Source organism: Streptomyces sp. NPDC087428 (assembly GCF_044744085.1).
Taxonomy (GTDB): domain Bacteria; phylum Actinomycetota; class Actinomycetes; order Streptomycetales; family Streptomycetaceae; genus Streptomyces.
Window position 1 is genome coordinate 100,886 of the sequence record NZ_JBIUXR010000016.1, and the last position, 19,841, is coordinate 120,726.

The window sequence follows — 19,841 nt, forward strand, 5'->3', positions numbered from 1 at the left end:
CGAGCGGGCCGCCCGCCGTCGCCTGGCAGCATATGTGAATGACGCCCGCCCAGAGAGGGCGGGCGTCATTCAGTCGCTGTGCGATGCGCGACTTGCGTTGCCGTTGTCCGGACGCGCTCGGACGTCGGGCGTCAGGCCTCGACGGACATCCCGGCACGCAACTGCTTGACGATGCGGGCCAGCAGCCGTGACACATGCATCTGCGAGACGCCGAGCTCGGCACCGATCTGGGACTGCGTCATCTCCTGGCCGAAGCGCATCCGCACGATGCTGCGCTCGCGCTCGTCGAGCTGTTCCAGCAGCGGCGCCAGCGTGTGGAGGTTCTCGACGGTCTCCATCCCCGGGTCGGTCTCGCCGATCATTTCGGCGAACGACCGCTGGTCGCTCCCGGAATCCGTCTCGGCCGAGGGGGAGTCCAGGGACCCCGCCGAATAACCGTTGGCCGCGACGAGCCCCTCGATGATCTCTTCCTCGGGCAGGTCGATGAGGTCGGCCAGCTCCTTGACGGTCGGATCGCGGTCGAGCTCCGCCGAGAGCTGTTCCTTCGCCTTCGCCAGGTCGACACGGAGTTCCTGGAGCCGCCTCGGCACGTGCACGGCCCAGGTCGTGTCCCGGAAGAAGCGCTTGATCTCCCCGACGATGTAGGGGACCGCGAAGGTGGCGAATTCGACCTCACGAGAGAGGTCGAACCGGTCGATCGCCTTGATCAGCCCGATGGTGCCCACCTGGATGATGTCCTCGGTGTCATCGCCACCGCGGTTGCGGAACCGGGAGGCGGCGTACCGCACCAGTGAGAGGTTCATCTCGATGAGGGTGTTGCGCGCGTACTGGTACTCGTGAGTGCCTTCCTCGAGGACCTGAAGCCGGTCGAGGAACAGCTTCGAAAGGGCGCGGGCGTCCTTCGGAGCCACCTTCCCGGTGTCCTCGATCCACGGCAGCTCCGAAGTCCCGGTCTCCGAACGGATTCCGGTCTGCTCGGAAAACGTGCATGTGGCACCAAGGACTGTGCCGGTCTGCTCCGTCGTGGCCGCCATGTTCTCGCCCCTCCTGCTAGCCAAGTGCTTCAGCCCTCGTGTGCCCCGCATCGGCGAGGTCATGCCGAATCAATGCGATTCATTTTTGCGCCCTCGGGGGAACCCGGCCGAGGCGCTCGAATGGAGCAGCCGCCGGAGCATGGCAAACTTGGTGGGGGCGTTCGGCCCGCAGTGCGGCGGCTTCGCGCGGAAGCCCGCGGCCGGACCTCAGTTCCGTGGATGCGAGTCCTCGTGCAGTCCGGCTCGGCGGCGCGCCACGGCCGCCGGAAGAATCCGGCGGCACAAGCAACAGAGGAACGGCAATGACGGTGACAGAGGACGGCCCCGGGCTCGGTACCGAGGAGCTCGTGCCCGGTATCGAGGAGTTCGGTCCCGGTATCGACCCGCAGCGGCTGGCCGTCTGTCTGAGTGTGCTCGACGAACTCGACGCCATCGAGGTCGACCACCCGGACGCCATCGCGGTGCGCCGCGCCACCGCCGGTGTCTACCGGACCGTGAAGCAGCGCCGCCGCCAGGAGCGCCGGGCCGCCAAGACCGCGCACGACAAGGCCGTCACCGAGGCCACCGCGACCGGGTCCGCCGAGCGCATCGACGACGAGACGCAGGGCGTCCTGCCGTCGTCCTCCGCCGCCGCGGAGATCGCGGGCGTCCTCCAGCGCCCCCGGTCCTGCTACATCTGCAAGACGCGGTACGTCGAGGTGGACGCGTTCTACCACCAGCTCTGCCAGTCGTGCGCCCGGGAGAACCGCTCCCGCCGTGACGCGCGCACCGATCTGACCGGCCGCCGCGCGCTGCTCACCGGCGGCCGCGCCAAGATCGGTATGTACATCGCGCTGCGGCTGCTGCGTGACGGCGCGCACACCACGATCACCACCCGCTTCCCCAACGACGCGATCCGCCGCTTCAAGGCGATGCCGGACAGCGACGAGTGGATCCACCGGCTGAAGATCGTCGGCATCGATCTGCGCGACCCCGCCCAGGTCGTCGCGCTCGCCGACTCGGTCGCCGCCGAGGGCCCGCTGGACATCCTGATCAACAACGCCGCGCAGACGGTGCGCCGCTCGCCGCAGGCGTACAGCGAGCTGCTCGGTGCCGAGTCGGCCCCGTTGCCCGCGGGCGAACTTCCCGCCGCCGAGGTGATCGGCACGTTCGGCAGCGGCACCGTCGACCGCGTCGCCGCGCTGCCCGCCGCCCGCAAGGAGGGGCTGAGCGCGCAGGACGTCACCGGTCTCGCGCTCGTCACCGGATCCGCGTCGCTGGAGCGCATCGCCGCCGGCACCGCCATCGACGCGGGCGGGCTCGTCCCGGACCTGCACCACACCAACAGCTGGATCCAGACAGTCGACGAGGTCGAGCCGATCGAGCTGCTGGAAGTCCAGCTCTGCAACTCGACCGCGCCGTTCATCCTGATCAGCCGGCTCCGCCGGGCGATGGCCGCGACCGCCGCCAAGCACTCCTACGTGGTCAACGTCTCCGCGATGGAAGGCGTGTTCGGCCGCGGTTACAAGGGTGCGGGCCACCCGCACACCAACATGGCCAAGGCCGCGCTGAACATGCTGACCCGCACCAGCGCCCAGGAGATGTTCGAGAAGGACGGCATCCTGATGACCGCCGTCGACACCGGCTGGATCACCGACGAGCGACCCCACCCCGACAAGATCCGGCTGGCCGAGGAGGGCTTCCACGCCCCGCTCGACCTGGTCGACGGCGCCGCCCGCGTCTACGACCCGATCGTCCGCGGTGAGGCGGGCGAGCCGCTGCACGGCTGCTTCCTCAAGGACTACGCCCCCGCGAACTGGTAGCGGCCGCGGCAGCACCCCTCCACGTAGTCGCGGACCCGGCCCGGGGACCTTCCCGGGCCGGGTCTTTTTCCGTGCGCGGTGGCTGAAAGTGACCCAGGGCACACGTTCCATCGAGCATGGATGCGCTCATTTGGTTACTCTGAGGGGAACGGACGCCACCAAGGGATCCACGAAGGTTCCTCGGCCGTCCTGGGACAGGCCTGTCAACCAGGCCGCCGTCCCGCCCCGTACCCCGGCGCCACCGCGACCGAAGCTGATCCTTCCCCTGCCCCTCACGGGCGGTCGATGTGCCGGCATGGAAGCCGGAGCGTCGGCGACGCCCGGGGTTACGCGACACAAAGGAGTGCGCGGTGACGACACCGGAACTGACGAAGCACGAGAAGCGACCGGCCGAACGGCAAGGAGACCGGGCCCGCAGGCCCGAGAAGCTCCGGAACATCGAGGTCTGGGCCAGGTCCGCACCGATCCGGCTGGCCGGCTACGAGGACGACCTCGCCGAGCCGCACATCCTGCCCGGCATCGACTGAGTGCTTCACCACCGGGCTCCGGTCCCCACCCCCGAAACGGGGCGGGGGCCGGAGCTCGGCCGTGCGGCGGGTGTTCCCGCTCAGAAGGCCGCGCGGGCCACGGCGGCCCCGGCGAACGAGAGACCGACCCCCGCGCCCACGGTGAGCAGCAGATAGCCCGCCGCCAGGCTCAGCCGGCGGGCGGAGTTCAGGGTCAGCAGTTCGTAGGAGAACGTCGACCAGGTCGACAGGGCCCCGCAGAACCCGGTGGCGAGCAGCAGATTGAGCCGGGCGCCGAGGTCCCCGTCGGTGACCGCCTCGGCGACGAAGCCGAGGAACAGGGCCGCGCCGGCGTTGGCGGCGAAAGTGCCCCACGGGAAGACGCTGTGCAGACGGAACTTCGCGTCCACCCCGAGGTAATAGCGCAAGGGCGCGCCCACGAGTCCGCCGGCGATGACGAGCAGCCAGTCGGTCATGACGCGTCACTCTGCGCGGCGTAGGAACGCCCGAAGGCGAAGTGGGCGGCGAACGCGCCCGCCGTCACGGCGGCCAGTGCGGCCACCACGGTCAGCACCAGGCAGCCGACCGCGTACCCGGGCTGATGGTTCTCGAACAGCTCCCGAACGTTGTCCGTGTAGTGCGAGAACGAGGTGAATCCACCGAGCACGCCGGTGCCGAGCAGCGGACTGATCAGCCGGGGTGCACCGGGGAAGCGCAGCTTCAAGGTGACCATCAGCACGCCCATCAGGAAACAGCCCACCGTGTTGACCAGCAGAATCGTCCAGGGGAAAGCCGAGGCGCCGGTCGGCCAGAGCCGTTCGGCGCCGTACCGGGCGACGGCTCCGGCGGCTCCGCCGACCGCGACGGCGCCCACGACCGACAGCTGCACCCCCGGGTGATGATCGGGGTGGCTGTGGTGGTGCAGCAGCATTTTTTGCGACATGTCCGTGAATCTACGGAGAGACCCGTGACGGCCGGGGCCGAGCGCGCTGACCGGACAAAGCCCCACCCGACCGGGCTAGCGGAAATGCTACCTAACGCGACATATCGCTCACTTTGTGTCTTTATGGCATGTGTAAGTACATGTCCTCCGGTCCTTCGGGCCGGGGTGGCATTTTCGCTGCCGAGCCGCTGGAGCCAACCTTGCCCCTCGCCGAGCCGGAAATCATCCGGCGGCTGGAGAAGCGTCAGCCGTTCGCATACATCCTTGCCTCGCTTCGCGGCGTCGGACAGGTCGACCTCCAACCTGCGCTGTTGACCGGCCTGCTGATCCTTGCCGCGCTCTGGGCGTCGAGCTGGGAGAACGGCCTCTTCGCGACGCTTGGCACACTGATCGCCACCGCCACCGCCTATGCCCTCCGTGTCGACCGGGGGAGCATCGCGCTCGGTCTCCAGGGATATGCGGGCTGCCTGACGGGCATCGCCCTCTATTCCTCGCTGGGCAACCATCTGTCCACCTATGTGCTGACTGTCGTCGGCGCCATCATGTGCACCCTTTTGATGGCCACCTTGGGCACCTTCCTCACCCCTTACGGGCTCACCCCTCTGACCGCGCCCTTCTGCCTGGTCTCCGGAGTGATGGTGATCGGCGCCTCGTCGTTCGCGCGGGTCTGGCACGGGGCCCCGGCCTCGTCCGTGTCCAGCACCACCAGCGGTGACACGACGATGACCTGGAGCGCCGTCTGGCACGCGTTCTTCACGAACGTGTCGCAGGTGTTCCTGATCGACAGCTGGTACGTCGGACTGATCATGCTTGTCGGCCTCGCTCTGGCCGGCCTGCGTGTCGTGCTCTACGCGGCGGCAGGCAGCGTGGTCGGCATCCTCGCCGCGTGGGCGCTGGGCGCACCGACGGCGCTGATCTCCAACGGGATCTACGGATACAACGCGGTGCTCGTGGCCATCGCCATCGGCGCGGTCTTCATGGCCAACACGGCCTGGAACGGCGTGTACGCATTGTTCGGCGCCGCGGCCAGCACCGGGCTCACGGCGTCGCTGACATCCCTCTTCAAGCCCTTCGGCGGCCACACCTTCACCTGGCCGTTCATTCTCACCACCTGGGCGCTGATGGCCGCCGTGCCGCTGCTGCCCCGCCTGCGCCGGAGCAGCTGACCGCCCCTCCGGGGCCCCGGCCCTCCGCTCTCTGCCCGTACAACCCGAGGAAGGTACTGACGATGAACCTCGCCCCTCGCGAGATCGACAAGCTGCTGGTGTACGTGGTGGCCGACCTGGCCCGCAAACGCCAGGGACGCGGCCTCAAGCTCAACTACAGCGAGTCGGTCGCGCTGATCACCGAGGCGATCCTGGAAGCCGCGCGCGACGGCAAAAGCGTCGCGGACTGCATGGAACTGGGCCGCCATGTCGTGGGTGAGCCGGACACCATGCCCGGCGTCCGGGAGATGCTCGGCCTGCTCCAGGTCGAGGCGTCCTTCGTGGACGGCACCAAGCTGGTGTCCTGCCACGACCCCATCGGGGGCTGACTCCGGTGGCCGAGGCCTGCGGCATCATCGCCGTGTGCGGCCACGAAGCCGCGTACGGGCGGGCGCTGGACGGGCTCGTGGACCCCGGAGTGAGCGTCGTGCCGAGCGGGCGCGAGCTGTTCCGCAGGATCTCCGCGCAGTTGCGCAGGGGCGAGGAGAGCGTCGTCGTGCCGATGACGTTCGGCCGCGACCCCGAACTCGTCGCGGACACCGCCCGGACCCTGCGTTCCGTTCCCGGCGGCGACCGTGCCGCGACGGTGCTCGCCGAGCCGTTCGGCACCGCTCAGCATCTCGTCGGCTGGCTGCGCGCCGCGGCGGGACGGGTGCCCGAGGACTCGGCCCTGCTGGTCACGGCTCCGTCCGGTGACCCGTTCGAGGACGCGGAGCTGTACCGGATCGCCGCACTCGTACGCCGCTACGGCCGGCACTCCCTGGTCGAGGTGGCGTTCACCGGCGGGGACCCGGACCCGGCCGGGGGCGTCCGGCGCTGCAGGCTGCTCGGCGCGGAGCGAGTGACGCTGCTTCCGGCCGGGTTCGCGCCGCCGGAGGTGCCCGAACTCTCCGCCGACACCCGGCCGCTGGTGGACCTGGCCGGTCCGCTCGTCCCCGCGTCCGCGCTGCGACGCGTACTGGCCGAGCGGGTGGCCGACGCCCGGCGGCGATGGCGCGAGCACGGCGACGACGGCATCGCGGTCGGGCTGACCGCGGCCGACAACCACGGCCACTCCCACACCCACCCACCGGGCGAGGGACACGACCACGGTCCTGGTCACCACCACGATCACGGCCCCGGACACACGCACACGCATCAGCACCCGCCCGCCCTTGGAGCGGGCCAAGTCATCAGGAGCATTGCATGACGTTCCGTCAGAAGTACCTTTACGGCAAGGACCCCATCGAGCTCAACGCGGGCCGCCGCACATTGAAGCTCACCGTGAGCAACACCGGCGACCGTGCGGTGCAGGTCGGTTCCCACTACCACTTCTTCGAGGTCAACTCGGCGCTGTCGTTCGACCGCCAGGAGACGCTCGGTATGCACCTCAACATCCCCGCCGGCACGTCTGTGCGAATCGAGCCCGGCGGCTCGCGCGAGGTCGAGCTGTGCGCGTACGGCGGCACCGGACGTCTCGTCGGCTTCAGCGGACTCCTCAACGGCAGCCTCTCCTCCCACCCGGCTCGCGTCGAGGCCGTCCGCAGGGCCATCGAACGGGGCTTCGAGGGCGCCCAGGGCACCCCCGGCTCCACCAGCGCCACCAAGGATTCCAAGGGCTCCAAGGCCACCAACGAAAAGAAGAAGGGTTCGCACTGATGCCCATCCTGCCCCGCAAGCAGTACACCGACATGTTCGGTCCGACGGTAGGCGACCGCTTCCACCTCGCCGACACCAACCTCATCGTCGAGGTCGAGAAGGACTTCAGCGAGGGCCAGTACGGCGACGAGGTCCTCTACGGCGGCGGCAAGACCATGCGCGACGGCATGGCCTCCGACCCACAGGCCACCTCGGCCCAGGGCGCACTCGACACCGTCATCACCAACGTGGTCGTCATCGACCCGATCGTGGGCGTCGTCAAGTGCGACATCGGCATCAAGGACGGCTTCATCGTCGGCATCGGCAAGTCAGGCAACCCGCAGACGCAGAACAACGTCGATCCGGACCTGGTCATCGGGCCGGGCACGGAGGCCATCGCGGGGGAGCACCTCATCGCCACCGCGGGCGCCATCGACACCCATGTCCACCTGATCGCCCCGCAACAGGCCGAGCAGGCGCTGACCAACGGCATTACCAGCCTGATCGGCGGTGGCACCGGGCCTTCGGACGGTTCCAACGGCACCACCTGCACCCCCGGCCCGTACAACATCGGCAAGATCCTCCAGGCTGCCGAGACCTTGCCGGTCAACCTCGGCATCATGGGCAAGGGCAACGGCAGCCTGCCGGAGGCCCTCAACGAGCAGGTCGTCGCCGGTGCCTGCGGGCTCAAGGTCCATGAGGACTGGGGTTCGACGCCGGCCGTCATCGACAACGCACTGAACGTCGCCGACCAGCACGACGTCCAGGTCTCCATCCACACCGACAGCCTGAACGAGGGTGGCTTCTTCGAGGACACCCGCTCCGCGATCGACGGCCGGGCCATCCACACCTTCCACAGCGAGGGCGCGGGCGGTGGCCACGCCCCCGACATCCTGCGTATCGCCGGTGAGCCGAACGTCCTGCCGTCCTCCACCAACCCGACGCTGCCGTACACGGTGAACTCGGTGGACGAGCTCCTCGACATGGTCATGGTCTGTCACCACCTCAGCCATGACATCCCCGAGGACGTGTCCTTCGCGGACAGCCGGGTCCGGGCCGAGACGATCGCCGCCGAGTCGGTACTGCACGACCTCGGCGTGATCAGCATCTTCTCCTCCGACTCCCAGGCCATGGGCCGCATCGGTGAGTCCGTCACGCGTGCCTTCCAGACCGCGCACCACTGCAAGGACAAGCTCGGCACGCTGGAGGGCGACTCGGAGCGCAACGACAACCAGCGGGTGCTGCGCTACCTCGCGAAGGTCACCATCAACCCGGCGATCGCCGCCGGCATCTCCGACCACGTGGGATCGATCGAGAAGGGCAAGCTGGCCGACATCGTGCTGTGGCCCATCCACTCCTTCGGTGCCAAGCCGAAGATGGTGATCAAGGGCGGCATCATCTCCTGGGCGCAGATGGGCGACCCCAACGCCTCGCTGCCGACCCCGCAGCCCGTCATCTACCGGCCGATGTTCGGCCAGTACGGCAAGGCGCTGCAGGCGACCCACGTCACCTTCATGTCCCAGGCGGGCATCGCCGCCGGGGTCCCGGCCGAACTGGGTCTGGAACGCAAGGTCCTGCCGGTGCGCCGCACTCGCACCATCGGCAAGCACAACATGGTCCGCAACGACGCCCTGCCGGACATCCAGGTCGACCCGGAGACGTTCAAGGTCACGCTCAACGGAAAGGTCGCCACCATCGACCCGGCCGAGAAGCTGCCCCTCAACCACCTCTACTTCCTGGTCTAGAGCTGATGTATCGCGATGAGGGTGACACCGCCTCAGACACCGTGACCGCAGTGACCGGGACGGGCACGGGCCTGGGTTCGCTGCTGGTCAGCCTCCAGCTGACCGACTCCGCGTTCCCCAGCGGCTTCTACACGCTGTCGCACAGCCTGGAAGGCTTCGCGCAGTCCGGGGCCGTAGACCCCGGCAGCCTTCCGCTGCTGCTCGAGGACCTGCTCCTGCACGGCGTCGGCCCTGCCGACGCCACGGCGCTCGCCCTCGCCCACCGCGCGACGGCCGCCGGCGACCCGGCGGCCGTCGTCCGGATCGACGAGTACCTCCTGGCCACCAAACTGGGACGGGAGATGCGTCAGGCGTCCACCCGGACCGGCCGCCAGCTCCTGGACCTCGGACAGGAGGTCTTCGGACGCTCCGAGATCAGCGACTACTTCGACCGCGTCGTACGCCGCGAGGCCCCCGGTACCCAGGCGGTCGCCGCAGGAGTCATCTACGCGGCGACCGGCGTTCCGGTCCGGCAGGCGGTCGCCGCGGACCTGTTCGCGTTCTGTGTCAGCTTCGCGGGCGCCGCCCTGCGGCTGCGGCTGACCGATCACCGTACGACGCAGACGCTGATCCGGGGCGCCACGCCCGTCATCGAGGAGGCCGTGGAGGCCGCACTGCGGCGGGAACTCGACGACGTCGGCGCCACGGTCTTCGCCTCGGACATCATGTCGGGCCGTCATGAACGGGCCGAGGCGCGGCTCTTCGCCAGCTGATATCCACCACTCGTATCACCCAGGGAGCACCATGGACGACAATGTACTGCGGGTCGGCGTCGGCGGACCCGTCGGATCCGGCAAGACCGCGCTCATCGAGGCGCTGGTCCCGATGCTGATCGAACGCGGCCACCGCCCCGCCGTCATCACCAACGACATCTACACCCAGGAAGACGCCCAGCATGTCCGCCGCACGCTGGCCGGAGTCCTGGAACCCGAGCGGGTCGTCGGTGTCGAGACGGGCGCCTGTCCGCACACCGCCGTGCGCGACGACCCCACGATGAACCTGGCGGCCGGCGCGGAGATGCTGGAGCGCTTCCCGGACACCGACACGCTGATCTACGAGTCCGGCGGCGACAACCTCACGCTGACCTTCAGCCCGGCCCTCGTGGACCTCTTCCTCTTCGTGCTGGACACCGCGGAGGGCGAGAAGATGCCCCGTAAGCGAGGCCCCGGCATCACCGAGTCGGATCTGCTCGTCATCAACAAGATCGATATCGCGAAGTACGTCCGCACGGACATCAACGTCATGGAGTCGGACGCCCACCGGGTCCGGGGCAACCGGCCCGTCGTCCTCACCGACTGTCTGACCGGCGTCGGCATCGACGACATCGCGGTCTACCTCGAATCACGCCGCAAGGTGCTGATCTGACATGCAGCTCGCCCCGTACCGGCCCCGCGCCGACCGGCTCGCCGAGGTGTACTACGCCGCGGTCCGCGTCCCCCCGGACGTGGTGGCCCTGGCCTCCGTGCCCGACACGCTCGCTCCCGGGTCCCCGGCCAAGGTCGGCATCCTCGACCTGGCCTTCGCCGTGCGGGGCGGGCGTACCGAACTCGTCGAGCGCTACCAGAAGACACCGCTGCAGATCATTCGGCCGCTGTGGATCGACCCCGCGCTGCCCGGTATGAGCTACGTCTATCTGATGGCGACCGGCGGCGGTGTGGCCCAGGCCGACCGCTACCGGATGGACTTCCGCTGCGGCCCGGACACCCAGGTCCATCTGACCACCCAGGCCGCCACCAAGATCTTCCGGATGGAGCACGACTACGCGACCCAGCAGGTGCACCTGACGGCGGAGGCCGGGAGCTACGTGGAGTACCTGCCGGACCCGCTGATCCCGTTCAAGGACGCGCGCTTCTACCAGCGCACCGAGGTCACGGTCGCCGAGGGCGCGACCGTCGTTCTCGGTGACACCCTCACCGCCGGACGGCTCGCCCGCGGTGAACGCCACGCCTACCGGGTGCTCGCCACCGACCTCCGTATCAGCCGGCCCGACGGCACGCTGCTCGCCCTCGACACCCTGCGCCTCGCCCCGGGGCCGGACGGCGAAGGAGTGCTGGGACCCGGTGTGTTCGCGGGGCACGACCATGTCGCCTCGCTCTTCGTCGTGACCGACCGCGTCCCGGTCGCCGAACTCGCCGACACCCTGCACGAGGCGCTGGCCCCCCTCGGCGTCCTGTACGGCGTGAGCGTGCTGCCCCGGGACTGCGGAGCCTGGGTGCGGCTGCTGGACGACAGCCCGATCCGGGTCGCCGCGGCCCATCAGGCCGCCTGGCAGTCCGTGCGCCGGCTGCTCACCGGCCATCCGGCCCCCGACCTGCGCAAGCCCTGACCTCCGTCCCCACGACACCCACGAGGTACCCGCCGATGAACACCGCTCCCGCGCCGATGCCGCCAGCGTACGACTCCGGTGACACCGCCTGGCTGCTCGCCGCCACCGCCATGGTGCTGCTGATGACGCCCGGCCTCGCGTTCTTCTACGGCGGCATGGTGCGCACCAAGCACGTGCTGATGATGATCAAGATGAGCTTCGCCGCGCTCGCGTTCGGCACCCTCGTCTGGTGGGTCATCGGATACACGCTGGCGTTCGGCCCCGATGTCGGAGGCGCCGGAGTCATCGGCAACCTCGACCACGTGTTCATGCGCGGCATCGACCTGACCACGCTGACCGGAGCGATCCCCACCTACGTCTACAGCACCTTCCAGATGGGCTTCGCCATCATCACGGTGGCGCTGGTCAGCGGTTCGATCGCCGACCGGGCGACGATGAGGGGCTGGCTCGTCTTCGTCGTGCTGTGGCTGCTGATCGTCTACATCCCCATCGCGCACTGGGTGTTCGACACGGACGGCTGGATCGTCAAGCACCTCGGTGCCCTCGACTTCGCCGGCGGTCTCCCGGTGGAGCTCAACTCCGGTGTGGCGGGCCTCGCCGTGGCACTCGTACTGCGGGCGCCGCGCGACTTCGCCCGCCGCGAGGAGCGCCCCAACAACATTCCGCTCGTGGTCATCGGAGTCGGGCTGCTCTGGTTCGGCTGGTTCGGCTTCAACTCCGGTTCGGCACTGAGCGACCAGGGCACCGCCGCCGCGGCCTTCATCAACACCCAGCTCGGGGCCGCGGGCGCGATGGTCACCTGGCCGCTGGTGGAGAAGTGGCGCACCGGCAGGGTCACCACGATGGGGGTCGTCTCCTCCGCCGTAGCGGGCATGGTCGCCATCACCCCGGCCTGCGGTGAGATCAACACCCTTGGCGCGGTCATCACCGGCCTCGTCGTCGGCGCGGTCTGCGCCTTCGCGATCACACTCAAGTTCCGTTTCGGCGTGGACGACACGCTCGACGTGGTAGGCGTGCACGGTGTCGGCGGCCTGATCGGCCTGATCATGGTCGGTCTGTTCGCCACCGCACGCATCAGCGGCAAGAAGGGGCTCTTCTACGGAGGCGGCTGGGGGCTGCTGGGCAAGCAGCTCGTCGCCATCGTCGCCGTGATCGCCTTCTCCTTCATCCTCACCTGGATCATCGCCAAGGCCGTGGACCTGACCGTCGGCTTCCGCGCCAAGGAGGAGTACGACAACGTTCCCGGCGAGGAGGAGGAGCGGGCGTACGACTTCCAGACCGCCGAGCGCCTCGGCGCACTGGTCTCCGGCAAGCGCGTGAGCAGCGACGACGAACTCGTCAAGCAAATCAGCAACCTGCTGCGGGCCCGCGAGCACGAGAAGTAGCCGAAGAGGGCGGGCCGGGCGTCAGATGCCCGGCCCGCCCCGCTTTCTCCCTCAAGTCATCCGATGGATGTGGGAGAGAAGTTTCGTTCTGTCTGGAAGATTGCATTGACAGGTTCACGTCCTGCTCCAATCATCGGACGTCATGACCGAACTTCCCAGGCGCCATGTACTCGGAATGACGGCAGGGGCGGCAGTCGGCGCCGCCCTGCTCACCCCCGCCACCGCCGAAGCGGCCCCGCGAACCGGGACCGCGCCCGAGACCCCGCACGGCGGTGACTGGGGAACCGTGCCCCCGGCCGTCCCCGTCCCCCTCGACGACTGGTTCGACAACGACGGCATCGACACCGCCGAAGCCCGCGGCGGCAGCTTCGACGGCTCCGGCTACACCTTCCCCGGTGAGGAACTCCCCGCAGGGGACCGGGAGATAGCCGGCACCACGTTCCGCTTCCCGGCCGCCGGCGCGGGGGCGAAGAACAACATCGTCGCCCTCGGCCAGCGCATCGACCTCCCGCCGGGCCGCTACCTGTCCGGCCTCCTCCTCACCGCGTGCAGCTACGGAGCCGCGTCCGGCAGGACCACGGTGCACTACGCCGACGGCACCACATCGGCCCCGGCCCTCGCCGGACCCGACTGGTACTCCGGCAGCGGCGACCTGACGTCCGCCTACCGCTACGCCCCCGACGGGACGAAGGACCCGCACCCGGTCTCCATCGCCGTGTCCGAGATCCCGCTCGACCCGACGAGGGAGGCCGTCGCGCTGACGCTTCCCACCACCCAGCCCGCCGAGGAGAACAAGTCGGCCCTGCACATCTTCGCGCTCTCCCTGCAACCGGCGGCCGAGGGACGGGCCCTGGCCGTACGCGACGCCCGCTCCACCACCTCGCTGCTGGACCACGGGGCCCAGAGCGTCGAGGCCACCGTCGTCAACGCGGGCACGGTGGGCATCCTCGCCGCCGACGGCCTCACCCTCTCGGTGGACGTGCCCGGGGCGCGTACCGTCGCACCAGCCCGCGTCACCCGCCTCGCCCCCGGCGACCAGGCCCGCGTCCGCATCGGCATCCGTAACAGACCGGGCACCTCGCCAGGCACCGCGCGCGACGGCAGCGTGGTCGCGCGCGGCCGGGGGCAGCAGGCGGCGACGGTCCGGCGCTCGCTCACCCTCGGGGTCCCCGACTACACCCCCACGGACGCGTCCCTCTCCACCCATCAGGCGCCGTACTGGTTCCAGGACGCGAAGTTCGGGATCTTCATCCACTGGGGCATCTACTCGGTCCCGGCCTGGGCACCGGTCGGCACGCAGTACGCCGAGTGGTACTGGAACCAGATGCAGGACCCGGCCAACCCCACCTACGCCCATCACCGCGACACCTACGGGGAGTCCTTCGCCTACGACGACTTCATCCCGCAGTTCCGCGCGGAGCGCTTCGACCCCCGCGCCTGGGTGGAGCTGTTCCGGGACGCCGGCGCGCAGTACCACGTCCTCACCTCGAAGCACCACGAGGGCTTCGCGCTCTGGGACACCAAACTCTCCGACCGCAACTCGGTGAAGATGGGCCCCAAGCGCGATGTGATCAGGGAACTCTTCGACGCCTCACGGCGCTACGCCCCCGAACTCCACCGCGGGCTGTACTTCTCCATGCCCGAGTGGTTCAACCCGGACCACCCGTGGATGGGCCACGCCCCGCGCAACCCGTACACCCTGGAGCCCGTCCCGTACACCGGCCACACGGCGGGCAAGGACTACATCACCGAGTTCCAGGGCCCGCAGATGCTGGAACTGATCGAGGGGTACGACCCCGAGATCATCTGGTGCGACATCGGCGGCGACAACGACAGCCACCGGGTCCTCGCCGAGTACTTCAACCACGCCAAGAACCGGGCCCGCCCGGTCGACGTCACCGTCAACGACCGCTCGGGGATCGGGTCGCACGACTTCACGACGCCCGAGTACACGACGTACGACCAGATCGTCACCGCCAAGTGGGAGTCCAGCCGCGGCCTCGACCCCTACAGCTACGGCTACAACGCGCAGACTCCGGACGAGAAGTACATGACGGCAGAGGAGATCGTGCACTCGCTCGTCGACATCGTCTCCAAGAACGGCAACTTCCTGCTCGACATCGGGCCGAAGGCCGACGGCACGATCCCCGACATCATGCAGCGCAGGCTGCGCGAGACGGGGCAGTGGCTGAAGACCAACGGAGAGGCGATCCACGGCACCACGTACTGGTCGCGGATGCCGCAGCTGGGGGAGGACCTGCGGTTCACCGTCCGGCCGGACAAGGCGTTCTACATCCACTCGCTGGCCCGGCCCGGCGCGACCCTCACGGTCGAGGCCCCCGTGCCGGTCCGCGGCGGTGACCGGATCACGCTGCTCGGGTACGACCGGCCGCTGCGCTGGCGCACCACCGGCGACTCGCTGGTGATCGACGTACCGGCGGCGGCCCGCAGGACCGGCGAGCACGCCTGGGTGTTCAAGATCGCCTGGTCGGGCTGACCGGGGAGGGCCCCGGCGGCACCGGGCGCATGAAGTCCCGTACGTAGGTGCGGTGCCACCAGTGCCCGGTGGCCCGCAGTTCGCGCCAGGTCGTGTACCGGTAGCGGTACACCCTGGCGCGGACGTGCGCCGGCGGGGCCCCGGGGAACGGGTTGTGCCGCAGCAGCCGCAGGGTGTCCCGGTCGTTCTCCAGCAGCCGCTCCACGAACGGGCCGAACCAGGGGCGGGCATAGGCGGGCGAGAGCGCGGCGAACCACATCATCCAGTCGAGCCGCAGATGGTACGGGGCGAACTGGCGCGGCAGCCGCCGCGGATCGCCCGGCTTCCCGCGGAAGCCGTACTCCCGCCAGACCGTGCCCGGGTGCACGACCCGCTCGTCCGTGCCCTCGACCACCACCTCCAGCCGGACCCGGCTGATGCTGCCGAACGCGCCGTACGTGTTGACCAGGTGCAGTGGGTCGAAGGAGCGGTTCATCACCTGGCGGCGCGAGACGAGATTGCGGGCGGGGCGGTAGCTGAGCGCCAGGACCAGCGTGGTGACGGCGATGACCACCACCTCGTACCAGAGGGGCGCGGCGGACTGTGCGGGCGGCTCGGCCACCGGGGACCAGTCGACGGCCGACAGGGCGAGCGCGATCGTCAGCCAGTTGAGCCACGCGAAGTTCCCCGACAGCACCAGCCACAACTGGGTGAGGACCATCAGGCCCGCGGCCGCGCTCGCCACCGGCTGTGGGGTGAAGAGCAGCACCGGGACCAGGAGTTGGGTCACGTGGTTGGCCGCCACCTCGGCCCGGTGCAGGGGCCGGGGCAACTGGTGGAAGAACCAGCTCAGCGGGCCGGGCATGGGCTGGGTCTCGTGGTGGAAGTACAGGCACGTCAGCCTGCGCCAGCACGCGTCGCCGCGGATCTTGATCATCCCGGCCCCGAACTCCACCCGGAACAGCACCCAGCGCAGCAGCCACAGCACCAGTACCGGCGGGGCGGTGCCCGCGTTGCCGAGGAAGACGGCGAGGAAGCCGGTCTCCAGCAGCAGCGACTCCCAGCCGAAGCCGTACCAGGTGTCGCCGACCTGGACGATCGACAGGTACAGCGCCCAGGGCAGCGCCCACAGCAGCATCGCCGCCCACAGCGGCAGGTGGCCGTCCACGCCGGCGATCAGCGCGACGGAGAGCGCACAGCCGGTCCACGCGACCACGGCGAAGAGGCGGTCGGAGTAGTGGAGGCGGAAGAGCCCGGGGGCGGTGCGCCAGTCCGTGCGCCGCAGGAGTTCCGGAACGGGCAGCATGCCGCGTTCACCGATCAGCGCCCGGAACTGGAGCGCGGCGGTGAGGAAGGCGGTCAGGTAGATGACGGCCAGCACCCGCTGAAAGATCAGCCGGCTGAGCCAGTACCCGTCTGCGGTGAACCACTCCATCGCCCCCAGTATCGGCCCCGCGGCGGCTCCGGCGCTTCAGTTCCGCTTCTGGCGCGCCTCCGTGACGATCCGGCGCAGGCTCCTGCCGAGCCTGCGGGCGTACCAGAGCTGGGCCACCGGTACGAGCGGACCGGCGAGCCGGGCGTACCAGCGGGCGGGCCGGCTGAACGCCATGACGGTGAACGACACCGTTCCGTCGTCCGCCAGGTCGACCACGAAGGACTCCTCGCCGCACTCGGGATGCCGGGTCAGCGTTCCGTAGGCGAATCCGATGCGCTGCGGTCCGTACTCGGTCCAGATGACCCGGCAGGGCGCGGTGAACCGGAACGGGCCGGCCCCCAGCTTCACCTGAACGGCCGTGCCGGGCTCGGCGCGTGGCGCCGACGCCGTGACGCGGGCCCCGGCGACACGGTGCATGCGGAACGCGGTGACCGCGGCGCCGGCGGCCTCGAAGTCCGCGCGGCCGTGGCCGATCCGGTCGCGGTGGTGCAGGTGGTGGTAGCCGTCGGGGAGCGGACCGAGACGGGTGGCGCCCACGTCCGGATAGGTCAGGGTGCTCATGCGGCGTGTCCTTCGTGGTCGTTGCGGTCGCGGAGCCGCTTTCGGGCGAGCACCGAGAAGAGCGCGAAATGCCCCCGTCTTGAACACGTTCAAGTGATGTCGGTGAAGACTCTAGAGTCTTTCTTGAACACGTTCAAGGCGCTGGTGCGGACGTGGTCCCGCGCGGTGCGCCCCTCCCGCGCCGCCGGCTTGCGGGGGAGGGGTAACTGCGGCACACATGAGGGGACCACTCGGGACCGGTGAACCGGCAGGAGACCTCTTCGTGCGCTCACCCCTACGCCTGCGGCACGTCGCGGGCGCCACGCTGTCCGCCGGGATCCTGCTCGCCGCGGGCTGCGCCCAGGACGCCCCCGTCGGCGGCAGCGGCACCAAGGGGACGGCCGACGTGCAGGAGGTCCTCCCGCAGCCGGCGGCGGCGCGGGGACCCGACCCCTTCACCGGCTCGACGGCGAAGCGGTCCGGCGCGGCACCGGCCCCCTCGCGCACCGGCCCCCGTGAGACGCCGGCTCCCGGCGGCCGGGCCGTCCACCGGCTCACCGGCTCCACCCCGGGCCTCTACGGCGGCGTCCGCTCCACGGCCTCCTGTGATGTCGGGAAGCAGATCCGCTTCCTCGCCGCCGACCGCGCCAAGGGTGAGGCCTTCGCGCGCGCCGTGGGCACCACCCCGGCCGGGACCGCCGACTTCCTCCTCGGCCTGACCCCGGTCCTGCTGCGCGCCGACACCCGGGTCGCCGATCACGGTTTCAGCGGTGGGTCCGCGACCACGTTCCAGTCCGTGCTCCAGGCCGGCACGGCGGTGATGGTCGACCGTCATGGGCTGCCCCGGGTGCGCTGTGCCGGCGGGAACCCGCTGACCCCGCCTGACAGTGCCCGTGAGTCGGCCGACCGGGGGGACAAGTGGGCCGGTTACGACCCGGCGCGCGTCGTTGTCGTCGCACCCACCGCACGCGAGGTCACGGCCCTGGTGATCGTCGACGTCGTGAACAGCGCCTGGATCGAGCGGACGGCAGGGGACGAGGGCGCCAGGGACCGCGCCCCGGAGGTCCCGCCGCCGTACGACCCGGGTACCGACATCACCGGGCCGCTGCCCGAGGTGCCTCCGGGGGACCCGACCACCGCGCCCACCGACTGCCCGACACCGGGCGTCCCGACGCCGCCCGGCGAGGAGGCCGCCGTGACCGGGAGCCCCTCCGGTGATCCGCCGGGTACCCCGGACGGCGGCCGGGCGGCGCCCCCGAACTGCCCCACGGACCCGCCCTCGGACGGCGCCACCGACGAGCCGTCGGGGTTCCCGCCCGAGGAGCCGACCGGTACCCCCGCGGAGCCGGAGGAGCCTCCCGGGGATTTGGTCCCGTCCATGACCCAGGAGCCGCAGACCGCCATCGAACTGCCGCGCCCGGACGGCACCGGAGGTGCTCCCGAGTCCGTCACCGGGTGAGCCCGGCGGAAGTTGGACGGCGGGGCGCGTGTCCGGCCCCGTGATTCGGAGGGGGCGTCGGCGCCACCGTGCGTATGGTCCAGACCTATTGACGGAAGGTCTGGACCACTTTAGCGTGTGCCGCGTTGTGGCGGCCGGGATGCCAGGAGCCCTGACTTGTCAGGATCATGGCATTTTCGGCTTCTCTGGTCTCCACCCCACGAAGGGAACCGGGCATGTTCGGTCGGACATCACGTCTGCTGGGGGTCGGCATCGCGGCGGCCTGTGTCGTACAGATGCTGGTCGCGGCGACGCCGAGCTCCGCGCAGGATGACACCTGCGCGGTCAAGTCGAAGCCTGCGGGCAAGGTGCTCCAGGGCTACTGGGAGAACTGGGACGGAGCGTCCAACGGGGTGCATCCGCCGCTGGGCTGGATCCCCGTCACGGACAGCCGCATCACCCAGCACGGTTACAACGTGATCAACGCGGCCTTCCCGGTGATCCTCTCCGACGGCACCGTCCTGTGGGAGGACGGGATGGACTCGACCGTCAAGGTCCCGACCCCGGCCGAGATGTGCCAGGCGAAGGCGTCCGGGCTCACCACCCTGATGTCCATCGGCGGCGCGGCGGCCGGTATCGACCTGAGCTCCAGCGCGGTGGCCGACCGGTTCGTCGACACGGTGGTGCCGATCCTCAAGAAGTACAACTTCGACGGCATCGACATCGACATCGAGACCGGCCTGAGCGGCAGCGGCAACATCAACCAGCTGTCGGCCTCGCAGTCCAACCTGATCCGCATCATCGACGGAGTGCTCGCCGAGATGCCCTCGAACTTCGGCCTGACGATGGCTCCTGAGACGGCCTACGTCACCGGCGGCAGCGTCACCTACGGCTCGATCTGGGGCGCGTACCTGCCCATCGTGAAGAAGTACGCGGACAACGGCCGGCTCTGGTGGCTGAACATGCAGTACTACAACGGCAACATGTACGGCTGCTCGGGCGACTCGTACTCCGCGGGCACCGTCGGGGGATTCACCGCGCAGACGGACTGTCTCGACAAGGGACTCGTCATCCAGGGCACCACGGTCAAGGTGCCCTACGACAAGCAGGTCCCGGGACTGCCCGCCCAGCCGGGCGCGGGTGGCGGCTACATGGCGCCGGGGCTCGTGTCCCAGGCCTGGAACCACTACGGCGGCAGCCTGAAGGGCCTGATGGACTGGTCGCTTAACTGGGACGGTTCGAAGAACTGGACGTTCGGCGACAACGTCAAGGGCCTCCAGGGGCGCTGACGGCCCCTGACGGCAACGGCCGACGGCCCCGGGGGATCTCCTGCGCGGAGAACTCCCGGGG

19 protein-coding genes are annotated in these 19,841 nt (G+C 69.8%); 14 read left to right on the forward strand and 5 right to left on the reverse strand.

Features of this window, described 5'->3' with window-relative positions:
• Nucleotides 1–131: 131 nt before the first annotated feature.
• A complete protein-coding gene (locus ACIO3R_RS30760) occupies nucleotides 132–1,034 on the reverse strand; it encodes an RNA polymerase sigma factor SigF (RefSeq protein WP_402110269.1) in 903 nt (300 codons plus the stop codon).
• Between the two features lie 302 nt (nucleotides 1,035–1,336).
• Here ACIO3R_RS30760 and ACIO3R_RS30765 point away from each other — a divergent pair, with 302 nt between their 5' ends.
• Both ACIO3R_RS30765 and ACIO3R_RS30770 read left to right on the forward strand, forming a co-directional pair.
• The gene (locus tag ACIO3R_RS30765) at nucleotides 1,337–2,836 is read left to right on the forward strand and encodes an SDR family NAD(P)-dependent oxidoreductase (RefSeq protein ID WP_402110270.1); all 1,500 of its coding nucleotides are present in this window, start codon (nucleotides 1,337–1,339) and stop codon (nucleotides 2,834–2,836) included.
• Nucleotides 2,837–3,186: 350 nt separating this feature from the next.
• Nucleotides 3,187–3,363, forward strand: a complete 177-nt coding sequence (locus ACIO3R_RS30770) for a hypothetical protein (protein ID WP_363024699.1) — start codon at nucleotides 3,187–3,189, stop codon at nucleotides 3,361–3,363.
• Nucleotides 3,364–3,443: 80 nt separating this feature from the next.
• Here the strand turns inward: ACIO3R_RS30770 and ACIO3R_RS30775 are convergent, their stop codons facing one another.
• Both ACIO3R_RS30775 and ACIO3R_RS30780 read right to left on the reverse strand, forming a co-directional pair.
• The gene (locus ACIO3R_RS30775) at nucleotides 3,444–3,818 is read right to left on the reverse strand and encodes a fluoride efflux transporter FluC (RefSeq protein ID WP_385038425.1); all 375 of its coding nucleotides are present in this window, start codon (nucleotides 3,816–3,818) and stop codon (nucleotides 3,444–3,446) included.
• On the reverse strand, nucleotides 3,815–4,285 hold the full coding sequence (locus tag ACIO3R_RS30780; RefSeq protein WP_385038428.1) for a fluoride efflux transporter FluC: 471 nt from the start codon (nucleotides 4,283–4,285) through the stop codon (nucleotides 3,815–3,817). Before ACIO3R_RS30780 ends, ACIO3R_RS30775 begins: the two co-directional genes overlap by 4 nt.
• A gap of 200 nt (nucleotides 4,286–4,485) precedes the next feature.
• Here ACIO3R_RS30780 and ACIO3R_RS30785 point away from each other — a divergent pair, with 200 nt between their 5' ends.
• The 10 genes from ACIO3R_RS30785 (at nucleotide 4,486) to ACIO3R_RS30830 (ending at nucleotide 15,099) form a co-directional block, all read left to right on the forward strand.
• The gene (locus ACIO3R_RS30785; RefSeq protein WP_385038431.1) at nucleotides 4,486–5,451 is read left to right on the forward strand and encodes an urea transporter; all 966 of its coding nucleotides are present in this window, start codon (nucleotides 4,486–4,488) and stop codon (nucleotides 5,449–5,451) included.
• 62 nt (nucleotides 5,452–5,513) lie between these two features.
• Nucleotides 5,514–5,819, forward strand: coding sequence for an urease subunit gamma (locus ACIO3R_RS30790; protein WP_207315632.1), 306 nt, complete (start codon nucleotides 5,514–5,516; stop codon nucleotides 5,817–5,819).
• A 5-nt stretch (nucleotides 5,820–5,824) separates the two neighbouring features.
• Entirely contained in the window at nucleotides 5,825–6,679 is an 855-nt protein-coding gene (locus ACIO3R_RS30795) for a sirohydrochlorin chelatase (RefSeq protein ID WP_385038433.1), read from the forward strand.
• Nucleotides 6,676–7,128, forward strand: coding sequence for an urease subunit beta (locus tag ACIO3R_RS30800; RefSeq protein WP_402110271.1), 453 nt, complete (start codon nucleotides 6,676–6,678; stop codon nucleotides 7,126–7,128). The genes ACIO3R_RS30795 and ACIO3R_RS30800 overlap by 4 nt, the downstream gene beginning before the upstream one ends.
• The gene (gene ureC, locus ACIO3R_RS30805) at nucleotides 7,128–8,852 is read left to right on the forward strand and encodes an urease subunit alpha (protein ID WP_385038438.1); all 1,725 of its coding nucleotides are present in this window, start codon (nucleotides 7,128–7,130) and stop codon (nucleotides 8,850–8,852) included. The genes ACIO3R_RS30800 and ureC overlap by 1 nt, the downstream gene beginning before the upstream one ends.
• 5 nt (nucleotides 8,853–8,857) lie before the next feature.
• The gene (locus ACIO3R_RS30810; RefSeq protein WP_402110272.1) at nucleotides 8,858–9,604 is read left to right on the forward strand and encodes an urease accessory protein UreF; all 747 of its coding nucleotides are present in this window, start codon (nucleotides 8,858–8,860) and stop codon (nucleotides 9,602–9,604) included.
• A 31-nt stretch (nucleotides 9,605–9,635) separates the two neighbouring features.
• The gene (gene ureG / locus ACIO3R_RS30815) at nucleotides 9,636–10,256 is read left to right on the forward strand and encodes an urease accessory protein UreG (RefSeq protein WP_385040448.1); all 621 of its coding nucleotides are present in this window, start codon (nucleotides 9,636–9,638) and stop codon (nucleotides 10,254–10,256) included.
• A gap of 1 nt (nucleotide 10,257) precedes the next feature.
• Nucleotides 10,258–11,217 carry an urease accessory protein UreD gene (locus ACIO3R_RS30820; RefSeq protein WP_385352375.1) on the forward strand — a complete coding sequence of 320 codons (960 nt, stop codon included), beginning with the start codon at nucleotides 10,258–10,260 and terminating at the stop codon, nucleotides 11,215–11,217.
• Nucleotides 11,218–11,252: 35 nt separating this feature from the next.
• The gene (locus ACIO3R_RS30825) at nucleotides 11,253–12,602 is read left to right on the forward strand and encodes an ammonium transporter (protein WP_385040443.1); all 1,350 of its coding nucleotides are present in this window, start codon (nucleotides 11,253–11,255) and stop codon (nucleotides 12,600–12,602) included.
• Between the two features lie 142 nt (nucleotides 12,603–12,744).
• Nucleotides 12,745–15,099, forward strand: coding sequence for an alpha-L-fucosidase (locus ACIO3R_RS30830; protein ID WP_402110274.1), 2,355 nt, complete (start codon nucleotides 12,745–12,747; stop codon nucleotides 15,097–15,099).
• Here the strand turns inward: ACIO3R_RS30830 and ACIO3R_RS30835 are convergent.
• Complete coding sequence (locus tag ACIO3R_RS30835) at nucleotides 15,077–16,513, reverse strand: lipase maturation factor family protein (RefSeq protein ID WP_385040437.1); 1,437 nt, start codon at nucleotides 16,511–16,513, stop codon at nucleotides 15,077–15,079. The genes ACIO3R_RS30830 and ACIO3R_RS30835 overlap by 23 nt on opposite strands.
• A 36-nt stretch (nucleotides 16,514–16,549) precedes the next feature.
• The gene (locus ACIO3R_RS30840) at nucleotides 16,550–17,074 is read right to left on the reverse strand and encodes a DUF1990 family protein (protein ID WP_385040435.1); all 525 of its coding nucleotides are present in this window, start codon (nucleotides 17,072–17,074) and stop codon (nucleotides 16,550–16,552) included.
• A gap of 262 nt (nucleotides 17,075–17,336) precedes the next feature.
• Between ACIO3R_RS30840 and ACIO3R_RS30845 the strand changes: the two genes are divergently transcribed.
• Both ACIO3R_RS30845 and ACIO3R_RS30850 read left to right on the forward strand, forming a co-directional pair.
• On the forward strand, nucleotides 17,337–18,512 hold the full coding sequence (locus ACIO3R_RS30845; protein ID WP_402110277.1) for a DUF6777 domain-containing protein: 1,176 nt from the start codon (nucleotides 17,337–17,339) through the stop codon (nucleotides 18,510–18,512).
• Nucleotides 18,513–18,727: 215 nt separating this feature from the next.
• Nucleotides 18,728–19,780 carry a chitinase gene (locus tag ACIO3R_RS30850; RefSeq protein ID WP_385040430.1) on the forward strand — a complete coding sequence of 351 codons (1,053 nt, stop codon included), beginning with the start codon at nucleotides 18,728–18,730 and terminating at the stop codon, nucleotides 19,778–19,780.
• Nucleotides 19,781–19,841: the final 61 nt, after the last annotated feature.